The sequence below is a fragment of the Bartonella sp. AA18HLJMS genome, from assembly GCF_042197245.1.
In the GTDB taxonomy this organism is placed as follows: domain Bacteria; phylum Pseudomonadota; class Alphaproteobacteria; order Rhizobiales; family Rhizobiaceae; genus Bartonella.
Genome location: NZ_JBHIRP010000002.1, coordinates 196,008 through 213,270, shown reverse-complemented (window position 1 = coordinate 213,270; position 17,263 = coordinate 196,008). Strand labels below are relative to the sequence as shown.

Annotated in this window: 12 protein-coding genes; 7 read left to right on the top strand and 5 right to left on the bottom strand. The window is 37.0% G+C overall.

The window, feature by feature from the left end; all coding sequences use genetic code 11:
* Positions 1-97 precede the first annotated feature (97 nt).
* Complete coding sequence (gene bafA, locus ACFINW_RS02670; RefSeq protein ID WP_375673758.1) at positions 98-5,602, bottom strand: BafA family autotransporter; 5,505 nt, start codon at positions 5,600-5,602, stop codon at positions 98-100.
* Between the two features lie 566 nt (positions 5,603-6,168).
* Here bafA and ACFINW_RS02665 point away from each other — a divergent pair.
* Complete coding sequence (locus tag ACFINW_RS02665) at positions 6,169-7,458, top strand: MFS transporter (RefSeq protein ID WP_375620745.1); 1,290 nt, start codon at positions 6,169-6,171, stop codon at positions 7,456-7,458.
* Here the strand turns inward: ACFINW_RS02665 and ACFINW_RS02660 are convergent.
* From ACFINW_RS02660 to ACFINW_RS02650, 3 genes are read right to left on the bottom strand one after another with little or no spacing between them, the layout of a single operon-like run.
* Entirely contained in the window at positions 7,455-7,721 is a 267-nt protein-coding gene (locus tag ACFINW_RS02660; protein WP_375620744.1) for a hypothetical protein, read from the bottom strand. The genes ACFINW_RS02665 and ACFINW_RS02660 overlap by 4 nt on opposite strands.
* Positions 7,708-7,887 (bottom strand): hypothetical protein, encoded by a 180-nt coding sequence (locus ACFINW_RS02655; RefSeq protein WP_375611245.1) that lies wholly within the window; start codon positions 7,885-7,887, stop codon positions 7,708-7,710. Before ACFINW_RS02655 ends, ACFINW_RS02660 begins: the two co-directional genes overlap by 14 nt.
* Positions 7,887-8,333 (bottom strand): DNA polymerase III subunit chi, encoded by a 447-nt coding sequence (locus tag ACFINW_RS02650; protein ID WP_375620743.1) that lies wholly within the window; start codon positions 8,331-8,333, stop codon positions 7,887-7,889. Before ACFINW_RS02650 ends, ACFINW_RS02655 begins: the two co-directional genes overlap by 1 nt.
* Before the next feature lie 407 nt (positions 8,334-8,740).
* On the opposite strand from ACFINW_RS02650, the gene lptF reads away from it, so the two are divergent.
* From lptF to rsmA, 6 genes are all read left to right on the top strand, one after another.
* Entirely contained in the window at positions 8,741-9,931 is a 1,191-nt protein-coding gene (lptF, locus tag ACFINW_RS02645) for an LPS export ABC transporter permease LptF (RefSeq protein ID WP_375620742.1), read from the top strand.
* On the top strand, positions 9,928-11,019 hold the full coding sequence (lptG, locus tag ACFINW_RS02640; RefSeq protein WP_375640114.1) for an LPS export ABC transporter permease LptG: 1,092 nt from the start codon (positions 9,928-9,930) through the stop codon (positions 11,017-11,019). The genes lptF and lptG overlap by 4 nt, the downstream gene beginning before the upstream one ends.
* Positions 11,020-13,380 carry an LPS-assembly protein LptD gene (locus ACFINW_RS02635; protein ID WP_375629336.1) on the top strand — a complete coding sequence of 787 codons (2,361 nt, stop codon included), beginning with the start codon at positions 11,020-11,022 and terminating at the stop codon, positions 13,378-13,380.
* A gap of 109 nt (positions 13,381-13,489) precedes the next feature.
* Positions 13,490-14,446 carry a SurA N-terminal domain-containing protein gene (locus ACFINW_RS02630; protein WP_375640123.1) on the top strand — a complete coding sequence of 319 codons (957 nt, stop codon included), beginning with the start codon at positions 13,490-13,492 and terminating at the stop codon, positions 14,444-14,446.
* Positions 14,446-15,459 (top strand): 4-hydroxythreonine-4-phosphate dehydrogenase PdxA, encoded by a 1,014-nt coding sequence (gene pdxA, locus ACFINW_RS02625; protein ID WP_375620738.1) that lies wholly within the window; start codon positions 14,446-14,448, stop codon positions 15,457-15,459. Before ACFINW_RS02630 ends, pdxA begins: the two co-directional genes overlap by 1 nt.
* Positions 15,450-16,280, top strand: coding sequence for a 16S rRNA (adenine(1518)-N(6)/adenine(1519)-N(6))-dimethyltransferase RsmA (gene rsmA / locus ACFINW_RS02620; RefSeq protein ID WP_375620737.1), 831 nt, complete (start codon positions 15,450-15,452; stop codon positions 16,278-16,280). Before pdxA ends, rsmA begins: the two co-directional genes overlap by 10 nt.
* A 29-nt stretch (positions 16,281-16,309) precedes the next feature.
* Here rsmA and gmk read toward each other — a convergent pair whose 3' ends face one another.
* On the bottom strand, positions 16,310-16,987 hold the full coding sequence (gene gmk / locus ACFINW_RS02615) for a guanylate kinase (RefSeq protein ID WP_375620736.1): 678 nt from the start codon (positions 16,985-16,987) through the stop codon (positions 16,310-16,312).
* Positions 16,988-17,263 lie beyond the last annotated feature (276 nt).

Sequence of the window (17,263 nt, the reverse complement as noted above, 5' to 3'; positions counted from 1 at the left end):
GAAGCTGCGTGCTCTGAAAAATTGTTCTCTGATGCTGCATTAAAAACTTTAAAAAACTAATCATACATTTAAAGATAACTAAAAAATAACCATATCGTTAGAAACTATAGCGTACACCTAAAACACCCTGAAGGGACTGTTTTGTTTTACGCCCTTTAATATAATGTGCCTCACCATATAACTTTAACTTCTCACTCACTAAACTGCTTAAACCTATTCCTAATTTACCTGCATTCCCCGATAAGTCAGTGGTAAATGGATGGCGTTGATTAATTAACGTTTGATTGTCATCTTTATTCTCACGCAACCATGCTGCTGTAATATACGCAAGCGATGAGGAATCCATGTGTGAACCAAATTCATACCCTAAAGATAAACCAACCTCACTGCGTAATGAAGTGAATGGACGCATGTCACCTGTCATATCATTCGATAACTTGATTTCTTTACCCTCAACTTGTAACCATGTAAATTGTCCATAAGGCTGTAACCAACTGTTCTTTGACGTCTTAAGTCGATAACCAGCTTCAAAGGAAGTTCCCAATGCCCTTTGAGTATATGTTCCTTCAATCTCTAAACCATTCGTTGAAACGGCTTTTAGAGTATTTTGATAATGATTGTATTTTAAAATACCATCGAGATACCATCCACTATGATCAAAATAAGTGACATAAGCACCAATACCATAAGTATTGATTCCACTGTTACCCCCCCGTGCATGCGCAACACGGGCACGATCATAACTGCTAAAACCACCTATATAAAACTCTCCATTTTCCCACTCGCTTAAACCATTGATCCCCAAAACGATACCGGTCTGATCCAGTTTAAAATCTATATGCTCTGTAGCAATGCTCTCTTTAGATTTAATCGCATAGGTCCATAAAGCTGCATTCTTTTTACTTTTATCTAGAATTCCTCTTCCCGCACGTACGGTTTGCATTTCATTGTGAAAAATCATCGCTGGAGCCGCAGACATAGACAATACCGCATCTGTAGAGGGAGTGGTCAAAAAGTGAGAAACTGAAAGTTTCTCACTCAATTGTGGAAAAGGGTGTTCTTTATGAACTGGACGCAAAGTCATTTGATCGGCTAAAGATTGAGAAGAGGTTGAAACAGCAGTTTGTTGTTTTTCATCAGAAAGAGGATGAAGACTTCCTGAACCTAAGACTTCAATAACGTGACTTCCAAGAGAGGAAACAGTTGGAGATACAAAAGCTGGAGATCTTTGATTCAAGTTTTGGCGGTTTTTTCTTCGACGTGGCAATTTAATAACACGCGCTTGTGGTGCTGCAATAGTTGAAAGAGAAGAAACTGATTGATTTTGATTTAAATGCCGCATAGATCTGCTTCTACTACGTGGTAAACTGTTGAGAAATGAAACATTATCAATAAATACTGCAGATAAATACCAAACTTTTTCACCCCCATCCTCATCAATTCTCTGTTTTAAACCATACGTATAGGTTCCGCCATCAATAGTTTTAACATTTGCACCAGAAAAGCTTCTCAGGGTAAAATGTGCGCCACCACTTTGATCAAAAATTAAATCAAGTCCTGCTGAAGAAGGATCAACAATTTCAATACCAGAATCTACGACACTTATTGTATGAAAACCACTCCCATTCTCAATAAAGAGGTAATCACCTTTTTTTTCTGCAAGGCTAACATTAAAGTTAAAATGTAGACTCCCTGCTAGATTATCAATGTAAAGCTGAGAGTAATATAAATCATCTTCAAAAGAGGTAAAAATGACTTTTCCTACACCGCTTAACTGCTGAATGCGTGTACTTTTGTCGTCAAACCCACGAGCAACGGAGTATAATTGAGCGTCTTCTCCATTTAATTCAATGTTTTCTACTATAGTTTGTTGACCATCGTCTCCAGCATCAAGATGGAGCCCACCAAAATCCTGAACTTTTATTTCTCCTCCTAATATTGCACCAGGAGAAATCCATGAATTAGCATTACCTTCAATCGTTAGATTCTTTACAATTCCACCTGCATAGACTTCTTGAACACCACCAGTGCGTAAAATGACTGTATTTGCTTCACCTCCTGCTAAAACACGCTGCACACCCTCTGAAAAGATTTCAGCATTTACAGCTAAACCGCCGGCTTTTTCTGCAAAGTTATCATCATTAGGAAACCACTTAGCAAGAGTTTGTACTCCTCCACTCATCACTTTTGTTTCCACAGCCATCCCATCATCATATACATTCTGCTGTCCCAGCGTATCACCTTGACCATAAAGTGTCGTGTTATAAGCACTGCTCCCCACAATTCCACCATTTACATAACCATTTCCGAAAACAAGCTGCTCCCCACCATAAATTTCAGCTCTCAATGCAGAGCCTCCCCCCTCCACTTTTTGTTTTCCACCCTCGTAAATAATCGTAGATTCTGAGACCCCCTGTTCCCCTACAATCTCAGTACCACCATTTTCAATGGTTGTATTTTTACTGAAACCACCAGCTTCAACATAAAGTCTTCCTGATCCCTGAATTGTATTATTAATAGACTTCTTAAGAACACCTTGCTCTCCATCATCAGAGACATAAACTACGTTATCATCACCGAGCAAAGAGCTTTGTAGAATTCCTCCTCCTTCCCCAATGCTGTAATGAATTACATCAGAGATACTAAAATCTTTTGCCGACGTCATATTTTCTTCTTTTTCAGGAAGCTTATCTATAGGCGACTCCACATGAGGTGAAGGAATTACAGGAGCAGAAGTTATTTGTGATATAGCCAAAGACCAAGTCTTTCCCCCATTATCATCTTTTGTCTTTAAGCCATACATGTAGGCTCCACCATCAATCGTACTCGTCTCTTCACCAGAAAAATCTGTCAGAGTAAAATGCGCATTTCCGCTTTGAACATGAATTAAATCAAGCTCCAAAACTAAATTCTGATCTTGTAGAGGAGAATTGGTAATTTCAACACCAGAATCGATAACACTTATGGTGTGATTACCTGATCCTTGTTTTATCAGAAGATAATCACCGCGCTGTTCTGCAAAATTAGTATGCAACCTAAAATGTAAACTCCCTGAAAGATCATTGATCTCAAGTTTAGAGTAATGTGGATTAAACACGGTAGAAGTAAAAATAACACGACCATTCCCACTCAGATTCTCAATCAAAGAACTTTCACCATCTATATTAGAGGCAATCGCGTACAATTTTGTATCTCTGCCATTTAAGACAATTTTTTCTACTTCAGTACGAGATTGCTCTGCACCAGCATAAAGATAAATCCGTCCAGAATCATTAACCGTTGTCTTTCCTTCCAATGTTGCGCCACTATGTAACCACGATTGTGCTTGATCCTTAACGGTTAAATCTTTTACATAACCTCCTAAATCTATTGCCTGAAAAGCACTCCCTTCTAAAAGAACGCCAATCGCGATTCCTCCCGCTAAAACATGTTGCTGTCCACCAGAAAAGACCTTCGTATCAAAGGCAAAACTGCTATACTCGTCTAGATCCTCTTCTCCATAAAGATTTTGTATCCCTCCTTCCATGATCTGTGTGTTAAAAACCTCTCCATCATCATACACATTCTGATATCCTCGCACTCCATTCTCACCAGAAACGATAGTGTCATAGGCGCTGCTCCTCACCATCGCACCTTTAATATCAGACTTTCCTGAAACAAATTGCTCACCTCCGTAAATTTTAGCCCCTTCAGCTTTTCCCCCCTCTTTAACCTTTTGTTGCCCACCTTTATGAACAATAGTATCCTGTGAAAGACCCTGTGTTTTAATAAGCTCAGTGCCACCTCTTTGAATTGTCGTATACAAGCTAAAACCACCGCTATAAACGGAAAGCTTTCCACCATCTTTAACTGTATTACTAATTGAAGTTTCTCCATTGCTATCAACTTCCTTGCTACTCGTGTCAAAGCTAGGATCTGCAATAGAAACAGTTGCTCCTTGATCAATTGTGAGTTCTGTAAGTAAATCACTTGATGAACCAGTATATGGTTTCAATACACTATCAAAAACTTGAGAAGTTGTCTCATCAATGGTGTGGTTTGTATCTAAATACCAAATTTTACCAGTACCCTTATTGTTTCTATGTTGCAAACTGTACCGATAGGTTCCGGCATCAACAGTTCCGATTTTTTCACCAAAAGTGTTTGTCAGAGTAAAATGGGCATTTCCGCTGCGATCAGTAATTAATTTAAGCTTTTTGTAAGAAGAATTTGTAATTTCACGCCCAGAATCAGCCACACTTATTGTGTGAGAACCAGAGCCCCTTTTTTTAATCACAAGATAATCACTAAGCTGCTTGGCAAAATTGATATTAAAATCGAAATGTAAAGAACCTGAAAGATCATCAATATTAAGCTGAGAATAATGCTTATCAGCCCCAGAAGATGTAAAAATAACTCTGCCATTTCCTTTTAAATTCTTAACATTAATCTCAGGTTTTTTGCCGTTATCTTCAGACGCAATAATGTATAGTTTGGTATCTTCTCCATTTAAATTAAGATTTTCTACTTCCGTAACAGCTTCACCATTTCCAGCATAGAGATAGAGGTTGCCAAAATCATTAACATTTGTATTTTCACCTAATATCGCACCAGCAAAACCCCGTGACCTTGCTTGATGATTAATAGTTAGATTATCCGCATATCCAGAATCATATATATTCTGAATAGCTCTATCGTATAAAGTAACTTCACTCGCATTCCCTCCTGCAAAGATATTCTGCATACCATTTTTAAAAAGTTCAGTACTCAGTGCAAAAGCCCCCTCATTAATTGTAAAATCTTCATCTTCTATATCGGCTGTATCAGCATCTTCTGAGAAACCGTTATGAAAATTCTCTTTACCATCAAGATTCTGGATACCTCCTTTCATAACCTTTGTGTCAACAGCCATCCCCCCACTATAAACACTTTGTATTCCTGGCATTCCATCTGCAGCATGAATTTCAGTGCCATAAGCACTACTTTCCTTATCTTTTCGCGACAAACTAGATCCAAGGCTTCTCTTACCAAAAATAATCTGCTCGCCACCATGGATTTGAGCCCCTTCTGCATTTGCACCACTCTCAACAATTTGTTTACCCCCTTTTTTAACAGTAGCATATTCTGAAATGCTCAAGTTTTGGACAAACTCAATCCCACCATGCTCAATTGTCGTATCCCTGCTAACACTTGCTGCATCAATGTAGAGTTTTCCCCCTTCTCTAACCGTATTATTAATGGAATAAGCTGCATCTTTATAGTTAAAGCTATTTATTTCAGAACCTTCAGAGTCACGGTTAGTAATATAGATCGCAGCACCATCGCTTATTATTGAATTTGTGAGTACTTCAAAGAATAGGTTTTCTAATCTCTTCCTTTCCTCTTCTGAAAGATCACTTCCTTCTGCTGTCTGTTTATTCTCTATCTTTTTTGATCCTCCCTTTTTTTCTTTTAGTCCCCTCACTTCTGATAACAACTTTCTTGTCTCTTCTAGGTGTTCACTGATACTTACTGGTGTTAATAACTTTTCTCTTGGTGTAGCTACTCCATATGCACTCGCAATCTTGACAAAAAAACCACTGACCATTAACGCACAAAAACTTAATTTCAATTTGCGTTGCATTATTTACACTCCATAATTTTAAATTTACTCCCATTTAGAAAAAAGTGCATAGACCAAAACAACACAACGTAATTGCTCAACCTCATGTCTTTTAAGACAGCAAAGCATTCGATGGATTAAGCTTTGACAGATCAAATATACACCATGTGTTTTAAAATGCATGCACAACTAAAAGATTTAATTTTTTAGATACACTTTAAAAGTGTTATAATTGCATCCATGAAAAATATTTTTAATATTTTGAGACACTAAACACTGATCTACGAATAAGATTGATCCCTTAATAGATAAAAATGGCATTAAACTTTAAAGGACACAGCAATGTGAATGAGAGCTGCGTTTATAGCCATCTATTGCCATCTTCTACAGCATTTAAAGCAGTGTCTTTATCTTATTCAATTTGGATAATATATAGAGCACTTATTCATACTCATCAGCCCATAATCATTGTTCTAATATATAACGAAGTGTCATAATATTGACTCGACACTGATTTGAAATTTCTATAGTTATAGTCAGTTAACTCGTCATTTGATTTGTCATATACTGAAAGGGACATTCTATTCATGTCTATAAACTCAGAAATGAAAGCTACAAGCAACAGAAACTCCCCTCGTCGGATTTTATTTGCAAGCCTTATTGGCCCAACAATTGAATTCTTTGATTTTTATGTCTTTGGCACTGCCGCAGCTCTTATATTTCCTCATGTGTTTTTTCCAACACAAAATGATCAAATTGCCATTTTACAATCTTTCCTAATATTTGGAGCAGCCTTTTTTGCCCGCCCTTTTGGATCAGTTGTTTTTGGACATTTTGGAGATAAAATTGGAAGAAAAGCAACACTTATCGCTTCTCTTCTCACAATGGGTCTTTCAACAGTCATTATTGGTTTTCTTCCTACTTATGAAATAGCTGGGTGGTTTGCCCCTTTCCTCTTAACCTTGTGCCGTATTGGACAGGGAATTGGATTAGGAGGAGAATGGGGAGGAGCTGTTTTGCTCGCTACAGAAAATGCCCCTCCAGAAAAGCGCGGCTGGTATGCAATGTTCCCCCAATTAGGCGTTTCAATAGGTTTGTTTTTATCTATTGCTGTTTATTTGGGTCTGCTGCATTTCCTTGATCGTGAAGAACTTTTAGCCTGGGGATGGCGTATTCCTTTTATTGCTTCAGTTGTTTTTATGATTATAGGATTATGGGTCCGTCTTTCAATCAATGAAACTGTTCAATTCAAAAAAACTCTTGAAAGTAAAAAACATGTCAAAGTTCCTATCATAGATGTCTTTTTAAAATGTCCACGAATCCTATTTCTTGGAATATTTTCTGGTATGGCAACTTTTGTTTTGTTTTACTTGGTTACTACATATTTGCTAAGCTATTCAACAAACCATTTGCAATTGCCATTTCATCAAGCTCTTCAAATCGAAATTGTCGGTGCTATTTTTTGTGGGATTTTTACTGTCATCACGGGAAGACTCGCTGACCGTATTAGACGTAGAACTTTGATGATTTGGATTACAATCATCACCGGTATTTATTCTTTCGCAATTCCTTATTTCTTAAATTCTGGAGTTATAGGAGTCCTTGCAATGTCTGTTATCGGTTTGTCTCTCATGGGAATGATATACAGTCCTCTTGGTGCTGTTTTGGCTTCACCATACCCAACAGCAATTCGATATACCGGTTCTTCTATTACTTTCAATTTATCTGCTATTATAGGAGCATCTCTCGCGCCTTATATTGCAGAATATCTGGTGCAACATTTCGATACATCTTATATCGGTTATTATTTGCTTCTTGCTTCTTTTATTTCACTGATTTGCTTCGTCGGATTTACAGATGATGAAATATCCAACTAAAATATAATAATGAAGAATAAAATAAGGACTGGCGGCAAAAATGCTGCCAGTTTCGTTTTTAAAGACAGGGGTTGAGGTATTTTCCACCACAATATTCCTGCAAACAAAGCACTCAAAAAGAAAAATAAAAAATCTGCAATATTGCTTATATAAGAAACAGCAAACATTTCTGATAAGATATGCGTTGTCCCCAACCATGAAACGCAAAAGAAGGCCAACATCACAGCCCATAAAACAAGCAAAATTCGATCAATAATTATCATTATGGCGTTTCGTTTTTTTAATTATAGTCCATATATTTAACATGCCTAAAAGAAAAATCACAATAAAAACCCAACGCCCTCCCCCTGAGCCTTCCGTAATAAAAAGTGCAGGATTTACTATTCCCAGTAATCCTATAAAAATCAGAACAATAGATACAAGACGCATTAAACCTGTTTTTCCCAGCGACGATCTTCAGTCTGTTGCCAATACGTTAAATTATGATTTTCCATTTTATATTTTTTCCACTGTGCACGAACGAGATTCAACTGCTCTTCACTTCTACCATCAAATATCACGACAAGCCGTTGATAAGCATCAATATCCGAACAAACAGCTCCCTCTATGAGAAAACGAATCTTTGAATCATTCGGATTTTCTTGTCCTGTCGTAAGAAATACAGGCTGAACGTTTGGATATTGATCACACTCCGTTCCATGTCCAATAAATGATTCATCAGTATAAACCCATAAATGTATATCTATAGAATCGCGTTGTTCTTTACTCACACACTGTATTGTTACTTTACCAAAACGAGCCAATGCACGCTCCACAAGCGTCGGCAAAATATCCTTCAGCGTTGACTGCGTCAAATGATAGAATAAAATATCCAATCTCTTAAGCCTTCATCATTCTTTATAAAAAAGCTAACATCTTTTTAAAAAAACTTCTATATCCCTAATACAAAGGAAACGGTTCAAGATATAAACCCTCTTTTTTGATTGAGATGCATTATCTTTTTGCACGTGTCTTTAAAAGACAAAAATTTTTATCTTCAACGTTAATAAAAAAGTTTTTTAAGTTATTTTCTAGATTCTTCTAGATTCTTTGTAGACTATAGTTGAAAATAAAATATAATGTACGGAAAATTTAAAGAGGACCTCATAGGCAATTTTATATTATTTATTTGGTAAAAATATCCAATTCATGAAAGGATATTTTTTCAAACTTTATTACATTTTAACCGAAAGCAGTAAGAATATTTGCTATCGAATTAAAAACTGAGGATTTTCCCCAATTTATGCGTATTATTGAGTTCTACATCCTGAAACGTGTCCTTGTTTTGTTTAGTTCTGTCATGATTGCAGCAGTGGGCGTTAGTTGGACTATACAAATTCTTGCACGGATAAACTTTCTCACAACAAGTAAACAAACACTCCTCACAGTCTTACAATTTTCACTCTCATTGGTTCCTTCTGTTATTTTTGTTGTCATTCCGTTTGCATTAGTCATCGCAATTACAACCATCCTCTCAGCAATGCATCAAGACTCAGAACTTGCTGTCATCAATGCCTCTGGTTTTCCTAAAAGTACTGTTTGGAAACCTATCCTTCTTCTTGCTATTGTTGCATCCTGTATCTCCTTTTCTATAGCTAATTTTGTTGTTCCTCAAGCGCGTCTTCATATGCGACAAATGCTAGCAAGCGCTCATTTTGATCTTATTAATCTATTCATTAGTGAAGGGAGCTTCCAAAAACTCGCCAATAACCTTTACATAGAAATTGGCGAACGAAATCCAAATGGAACACTTGAACGCCTTTTCATTGCCGACCAGCGTGATCCTAAGACTGATCTTTTTTATTATGCAACAGACGCATCCATTGTGAGCAATAAAAACGGCAGTTTTCTGGTTCTCAATAACGGTGAAATAGAAAGAGTCAATCATCAAAATAACAGTGTTTCAATCGTGCAATTTAGCTCATATACTTTTAGCCTAGGAGAGTTTATCCCCAGTGATAAAACACCTACTCTTTATCCAAAAGATCGGTCTCTTTCTTATTTACAAAACCCTGACCCAAAAGATCCCTACTATCAACGAAAACCACTCCAATATAAAGCTGAATTTCACCGCAGATTAACACAATGGCTCTACCCTATTGTTTTTTCACTTATTGCATTAGCAGCGGCAGGGGATGTACGCTCCCATCGACAAGCTCGTCATTCCGCAAATCTCTCGGCAATTGCCCTTTCTTTTCTGGTGTATTGGATAGGATATTTTTTCGCAGAAAAGGCAAAAAGCGATCTTGCATACGTTCCTCTCCTTTATATTATACCTATAGGAACAAGTGCATTTGTCTTTTTTATGCTTTTAACGAATCATAAAATTGGGCTTCCCACAAAAGTTAATGAGATACTTCAAATCGCTTTTCAAAAAATAATGAACAAATTTGAACATCGAAAATCTCAAGATTCCTCGGATGAAATATCATGATTGGGTGGATACTTGGACGATATTTTTTTATACGGTATCTTAAAATAACTTGTTATTTCTGGGGAAGCATTTTTGTTCTTGCTCTTTTAATCGATTTCACAGAGAATTCTGGTAGGCTATCTTCCCTTCCGCATTATACAGCAAAAGATGCATTTTTCCTCTCTGCTTTACGCATCCCTTTTATCATGCAACAACTTATCCCTTTCATTGCACTCTTTTCTGCAATGGCAACGCTTATCTCGCTCAACAAAAAACTTGAACTTGTAGTAACTCGTTCAATCGGTGTTTCTGCATGGCAATTTCTTATGCCAGCTTGTTTTGGAGCTTTTCTTTTGGGATTATTTTCAATTCTTCTCATTAATCCACTTGCTGCATGGGGATTTTCTCAAGCAGAAAAAAAGATGACTGAATGGCGCAATCACAATGTACTAACACCTCTTCACAATACAAGTATCCACTGGTTAACACAACGTACAAATTTAGGCAGAACAACCATTGGTGCCAAATCTATCACCGATCAAGGACTTTCTCTTCTCGATGCAACCTTTGTACAATACAATGACAATGCAACCGTTAAAAATTGGATTAACGCCCCAAAAGCAACCTTGACTAATGGATTTTGGCTATTAACAAATGGAACAATCTATAAAATAGGGCATCCTCCTGAAAAATTTACCGTGTTGCAAATAAAAACCAATCTAAAACCTGAATTTTTAACGGAACGTTTAGTGAATCCCGCAACTATTCCATTTTACCAATTGCCAAAAAAAATTATGATTGCACGTTCATTTGGCTATTCTGCTAATAATTTTGATATGTATTTCCAATCTTTGATTGCATTACCGGCATTGCTTGTGGCAATGACCCTCATTGCAGCAACTGTATCTTTAAATTTTACACGTTTTGGGCAATCTAGAATGTTGATTCTTGGTGGCGTAATAGCTGGGTTTATGCTTTATGTTATTTCCGTACTTGTTCAAGCTTTCGGTAATGCTGGATATATTCCACCAATTATTGCAGCTTGGACACCCGTTGTTATTGCGTTATTCTTAGGAATCTCTTTTTTACTTCATAAAGAGGATGGCTAAGTGAAAGCATTAACACTTAAAAAAACTATTTTAACAAAATTAAGTGCTCTCGCTTTTAAAAGTGTTGTGGGGGTTATTTTAGGAAGTGCTTTGTCTTATTGTGCGCACGCTCAAAGCCTTCAATCTCCTTCTCAAAGTCGCATTCAAAATCTGGAACCTCCTCTTTTGCTCTCTGCGGATGAACTCATCTACAATCGTGATGAAAACACTGTTTCTGCACACGGTAATGTCCAAATCAAATATGATGGCAATAAAGTTGTCGCTCAAAAAATTATTTACAATCAAAAAACAGGACGGCTTATAGCACAAGGGAACGTTGAAATTACTCAAAAGGATGGTAATAAAATTTATTCCAACCAAATTGATATGACCAAAGATCTTGGCGAGGGTTTTGTAAACGCCCTACGTATTGATACAGCCAACAATGTTCACTTTTCAGCCCAAAATGCTACACGCAAACACAATCACATAACAGTCTTTGAAAATGCAACCTATACAGCCTGTGAACCTTGCTCTTATAAACCAGATAGAGACGTCCTATGGAAAATTAAAGCAAGAAAGATCATATGGAATAATAGCGTCAAAAAAATTCGGTTTGAAAATAGCAGTTTTGAAGTTTTTGGTGTACCGATTATAAAATTTCCAAATTTTGAGATCTATGATCCAACTGTCAGGCGTGCTAGCGGTCTGCTTACTCCTCATTTTTTTTATACTGATTATCTCGGTATGGGGATAAAGAATTCTTATTTCTGGAATCTCGCCCCCCATTATGATTTTACCCTTTCTTCTACGGTTTATACCCAACAAGGGCTTTTAACCGAAGGGGAATGGCGTCAGCGTTTAAAAACGGGACGTTATAACATTCGCTTTGCTCATATATATCAAATGAAACCGCATAGATTTGATAATGATACGATTGATGCCCAACATAAAAACCGTTATATGCTGGCGACAAAGGGGGATTTTCGTATTAATTCACACTGGACTTATGGATGGGATATTCTTGCACAATCAGATCGGCATTTTAGTCGTGCCTATAAACTTGAAAACTATAACAATCCTACACAACTTTCTCAGATCTATCTGAATGGTCTTGCAGGAAAAAATTATTTTGATATGCGTTTTTATCATTTTAAAGTTCAAGATTCAATATTGAATGATCCTCATTATGAACGTCACTCTCGGCAAGCGTGGGTCTTACCACGCATCGATTATTTTTTCACACCAGATGAACCCATTTATAATGGAGAGCTTACCTTCCATAGTAATATGCAATCAGTTTATCGTCGCCATGCTGACTTCAGTTCACCCGACCAGAACGGAAACCCTCTCAACACAGTAAAACTTTCTGGTATGGCTGGAAATAGTTTGCGTTTAACAAACGAGCTTCAGTGGAAAAAGCGCTTCAACACGCACAACGGACTCATCTTAACCCCTCTTCTCTCTCTACGAGCTGATATCATTACAACCAATGCAAGCGAAAATCACACAGATTCTATAGAAAACAATGCCTTATCCGCAATTCATGGTTCAGCAATTCGTGGCATGGCAACAGCAGGATTGGAACTACGCTATCCCTTCCTCATTACAGCTGATCATTCTACACATATTATAGAACCAACTGCACAAATTTTTATACGCAATAATGAACAATATATTGGACAAATTCCTAATGAAGATGCTCAAAGCTTTGTCTTTGATGCAACCACTCTCTTTCAACGAGACAAATTTTCTGGTTATGATCGTGTAGAAGGTGGTACAAGAGCCAATATAGGTATAAGATATTCTGGAAGCCTTAATGATAATTGGTCTCTTTATGGTCTCATTGGACAATCCTTCCATCTAGCAGGAAAGAATTCTTTTGCAGACAAGGACTTTATCAATGTCGGTACTCATTCTAGCTTAGAGGCAAAACGTTCAGACTATGTTGCAATGTTTGGTACAACCCATAAAAGTGGTTTTTCCTTAGAAACGCGTGGACGCTTTGACAAAAAAACAGGAAAAATCCGCCGTAGTGAAATCGAAGCATCACAAAAATGGCAAAATTTTTGGGCGGCTCTACAATATGCCTATATCGCAAAGCAACCAGATTATGAATATTCTCAAGAGCGCCAAGAAATTTCTTTTCAAACAGGACTTAAATTAGCAGATTATTGGTCCATTAATAGCAACGCCGGTTATGATTTAGTATCTGGTACATTTATAAAGCGAGGAATTAGCTTGAGTTATATGGATGAATGTTTCGGATTAACATTCGGTTATCAACAGGTAACGAATCCAGGCAGGAAAGCACCCTTGCAAAACTTTAATTTCTCTCTTTCATTGCGTACGATTGCAGATATCGGAAAAAAGATAGATTAATTTATAAAGGGAATGTATCAGTCATTTAACTTATCATTGTTTTTATGAAAGAAAGCGTGTATTTTAAGTTGTTGATGAGAATTAATAAACAATGCGAAAGCCTATTTACATGAATAAATTGAAAAAGCGTTTTCTTGCTTTATTTTATATTGCATCTTTGAGCGTAAGTAGCCTGATAATAAATGGATTTTTGATTCCGACAGTCTTTGCGCAGACTTCTATTGTTGTTACAGTTAATGGCAACCCCATCACAAATTATGATATACAAAGACGCCTTGCTTTTCTCAGGCTACAACAAAAGCAAGGCAATTTGGTGGCACAGGCTAAAAAAGAGCTTATTGATGAAAAGCTAAAAAATATTGAAATAAAACGTCGTAATATTGAAGTAAGCAATGATGAAGTTGATAGAGCTTTTGAGAATTTTGCGACACAAAATAATATGACGATTGATCAGCTCAACCAGATTCTGATCCAAACTGAGATCACAGTGCAACACTTTAAAGATTACATCCGTGGACAAATAGGATGGGGGCGTCTTGTTAGCGCACGCTATCAAGCTGAAACAGGTATGATTAGCGAACAAGAAGCTGTACGCAGAATATTAAAAAATGGTGGTGTAAAACCTTCAACCAACGAATATACATTACAGCGGATTGTTTTTGTCATTCCTGCACATCGTCGTTCAGAGATCTTTGAAAGACGTCAAAGAGAAGCAAGTAATTTTCGCGCACATTTCCGTGGATGTGCCAATGCTCACAATCAAGCAAGAGGTATTTTAGACGTTACTATCCGCCACTTAGGAAAGTTTCTGGAGCCACAACTTCCTAATGCATGGGAACAAGCTATTCTTGAAACGCCTGCTGGAAAAATGACAAAATTACAAGAAACATCTGATGGAATCGAAGCAATTGCTGTCTGCAAAATAAAAAGAGTTTCTGATGATTATGTCGCTCGACTGATATTTTCTCTTCAAGATAGTAAAAAAAGAAGCCCGCAAAAACTTGAAGAATTAAGCGACAAATATTTAGGAGAACTGCGCCGAGTGGCACGCATTCAAAATTCATAATGGCTGCTCTTATTGTTAGCGGTGGTGATCCTGCCGGAATTGGTCCTGAAATAGTACTAAAAGCGTGGAATTTGCGTGTTACGCGCCAAATTCCACCTTTTGTACTTCTTGCTGATCCAGATGTTATTCGTTCGCGCGCTCGTTTTTTACAGATTGATGTTGAGGTGCAATCTGTTTTAATCAATAATCCTGCAAAAAATTTTCAAAAAGCTCTTCCTATCATACCGTTAAAAAACAAACAAAGTGATCAATTAGGTATACCTTCATCGAAAAATACAGCTGGAATTATTGAAGCAATTAAACGCTGTGTTCAATTGATTCAAAATGGCCATGCATGTGCACTTATCACTTGTCCTATTGCAAAAAAGAGTCTTTATGATGCCGGTTTTCGATTTCCAGGTCATACAGAATTTTTAGCCGATTTAGCCCATAAAGCTTTTCATAAATGTTATCATCCAGTTATGATGTTAGCAGGACCTCGATTAAAAACAGTACCAATAACTGTTCATATTCCATTTAAAAATGTTCCTTCACAGCTTACCCGTGATTTAATTATTCAAACGGTACTTATTACTGAATATGACTTAAAAACAAGGTTTAAAATAACGTCACCCCGACTAGCTGTTGCTGGTCTTAATCCTCATGCTGGAGAAGGAGGTGCAATGGGAAAAGAAGATATTGAAATTATCACTCCTGCTATTGAATATCTTAAAAAGAAAGGACTCAATATTGCAGGCCCGCTGCCTGCCGACACAATGTTCCATGAATGCGCAAGAAAAGCATATGACGTTGCCATTTGTATGTATCATGATCAAGCCCTTATCCCTGTTAAGACATTAGACTTTGATAGCACTGTTAATGTCACGTTAGGTCTACCTTTTATTCGCACGTCTCCAGATCACGGAACTGCTTTTGACATTGCTGATAAAGGAATAGCCTCTCCCGAAAGCTTTATTGCTGCTCTTAAACTTGCAAATCAACTTGCAAAAAATAGTTTAAACCCATGCCAATAGATAATCTCCCTCCTCTGCGTGAGGTCATTAATATATATGGATTACAAGCGCATAAATCTTTGGGGCAGAATTTTCTTTTTGATCTTAATTTAACATCTAAAATTGCTCATCAAGCAGGCAATATAGAAGGAAAACCTGTTCTAGAAATTGGTCCTGGTCCTGGAGGTCTCACACGTGCCTTGCTAGCAAAGGGTGCCATTGTAACAGCAATAGAACGCGATGAGCGCTGCATACCGGCTCTCTTAGAAATAGAAAAACACTATCCTAAAAAATTAAAAGTTATTTGTAATGATGCACTGAAGCAAGACTTCTCAAAACTCTTTGAAACAAGCCCTGTAAAACCGCGCATTATTGCAAATCTTCCCTATAATATTGGGACACAACTCTTATTAAATTGGCTTTTAACTGAACCATGGCCTCCTTTTTATGAATCAATGACATTGATGTTTCAACGTGAAGTTGCCAAACGGATTACAGCTAAACCTCAATCTACTCATTATGGACGTCTTAGTGTCCTAACTGGCTGGCGTACCACTGCTAAAATTGCTTTTGATGTCCCCCCTCAAGCCTTCATACCAATACCTAAAGTAACGTCTTCTGTTGTTCATATTATTCCGCGAACACAACCTCTTGCCTGCTCTGCACAAAAACTAAGCCTCGTCACAAAAACCGCCTTTGGACAAAGACGAAAAATGCTTCGTCAAAATCTCAAAATACTTGGAGGTGAAGAGCTATTAGAAAAAGCTGGAATTGATGGAACGCGCCGTGCTGAAACGCTCTCGATTTCTGAATTTGTAACTTTAGCGCATCTAGTGCTCTAAAAAATGCACTTTGTGTTATAAAACCTTTTTTAATCACAACATTTATCGATTTTTTCAGCAATAAGCCCATCAACAAAAGAGCCAAGATAAGAACAACGCTCACGTTTTACGGTTTCAGCTAAATAAATTGATTTAATAAAAGATAAAGACTGATCTAAATCTTCGTTAATCACAACATAATCATAAGAAAGCCAATGCTTTAACTCCGTTCGTGCATTTTCCAATCGCAAATTGATGATATCTTGACTATCTTCTGCTCGACGATGTAAACGCGAAACAAGCTCTTTCATTGATGGTGGAAGAATAAAAACAGATACAGTGTCTCCTAGCATCTTTTTTTGCAGCTGCTCGGTACCTTGATAATCGATATCAAATAACATATCTTGGCCAGCATTCAATGCGTTTTCAACAGTTTCACGTAAAGTGCCATAATAATTTCCGTGAACTTCTGCCCACTCAATAAATTCATCCCTATCACGCTTATATTCAAACTCTTCCTTTGAAATAAAGTAATAATGCAGCCCATCTACTTCACTAGGACGCCTTTTCCTTGTAGTCATACTTACGGAAAGCTCTAATTGTCCCTCTTTTAGAAGTAATCGAGAAATTGTTGATTTACCAGCACCTGAAGGCGAAGAGAGAATAAATAAAAAACCGCGGCGTTGATTTATTTTTATAGCACTCAATTTACTTTCAAAGACTGTCATTACATCACTCTACTTTGTTCATAAATGTTTCTCCAAAATTTGAATTATACATTATCTCAACCTCTCCCTTAATCAATGTGTTTTCTTAGCAATTCTCAATGTTATTTTGCTCTTTTTTGAGATAAGGTATTAGCAGTATATTCACTTTTTTCTTAAATATTTTTATCCATACGCCAACCCACTTGTGACAGACAAGAAAATGATTTTTTATCATTCTCATAAAAAATTTAAATAGAAAAATTTTACTATATTTGGGATTCTCATTTACGATGCAAA

Excerpts from the sequence above, each read along its gene's own strand:
- bafA (WP_375673758.1), bottom strand. The coding sequence starts at position 5,602 with ATGCAACGCAAATTGAAATTAAGTTTTTGTGCGTTAATGGTCAGTGGT.
- ACFINW_RS02665 (WP_375620745.1), top strand. The coding sequence starts at position 6,169 with ATGTCTATAAACTCAGAAATGAAAGCTACAAGCAACAGAAACTCCCCT.
- ACFINW_RS02660 (WP_375620744.1), bottom strand. The coding sequence starts at position 7,721 with ATGATAATTATTGATCGAATTTTGCTTGTTTTATGGGCTGTGATGTTG.
- ACFINW_RS02655 (WP_375611245.1), bottom strand. The coding sequence starts at position 7,887 with ATGCGTCTTGTATCTATTGTTCTGATTTTTATAGGATTACTGGGAATA.
- lptF (WP_375620742.1), top strand. The coding sequence starts at position 8,741 with ATGCGTATTATTGAGTTCTACATCCTGAAACGTGTCCTTGTTTTGTTT.
- lptG (WP_375640114.1), top strand. The coding sequence starts at position 9,928 with ATGATTGGGTGGATACTTGGACGATATTTTTTTATACGGTATCTTAAA.
- ACFINW_RS02630 (WP_375640123.1), top strand. The coding sequence starts at position 13,490 with ATGAATAAATTGAAAAAGCGTTTTCTTGCTTTATTTTATATTGCATCT.
- pdxA (WP_375620738.1), top strand. The coding sequence starts at position 14,446 with ATGGCTGCTCTTATTGTTAGCGGTGGTGATCCTGCCGGAATTGGTCCT.
- rsmA (WP_375620737.1), top strand. The coding sequence starts at position 15,450 with ATGCCAATAGATAATCTCCCTCCTCTGCGTGAGGTCATTAATATATAT.
- gmk (WP_375620736.1), bottom strand. The coding sequence starts at position 16,987 with ATGACAGTCTTTGAAAGTAAATTGAGTGCTATAAAAATAAATCAACGC.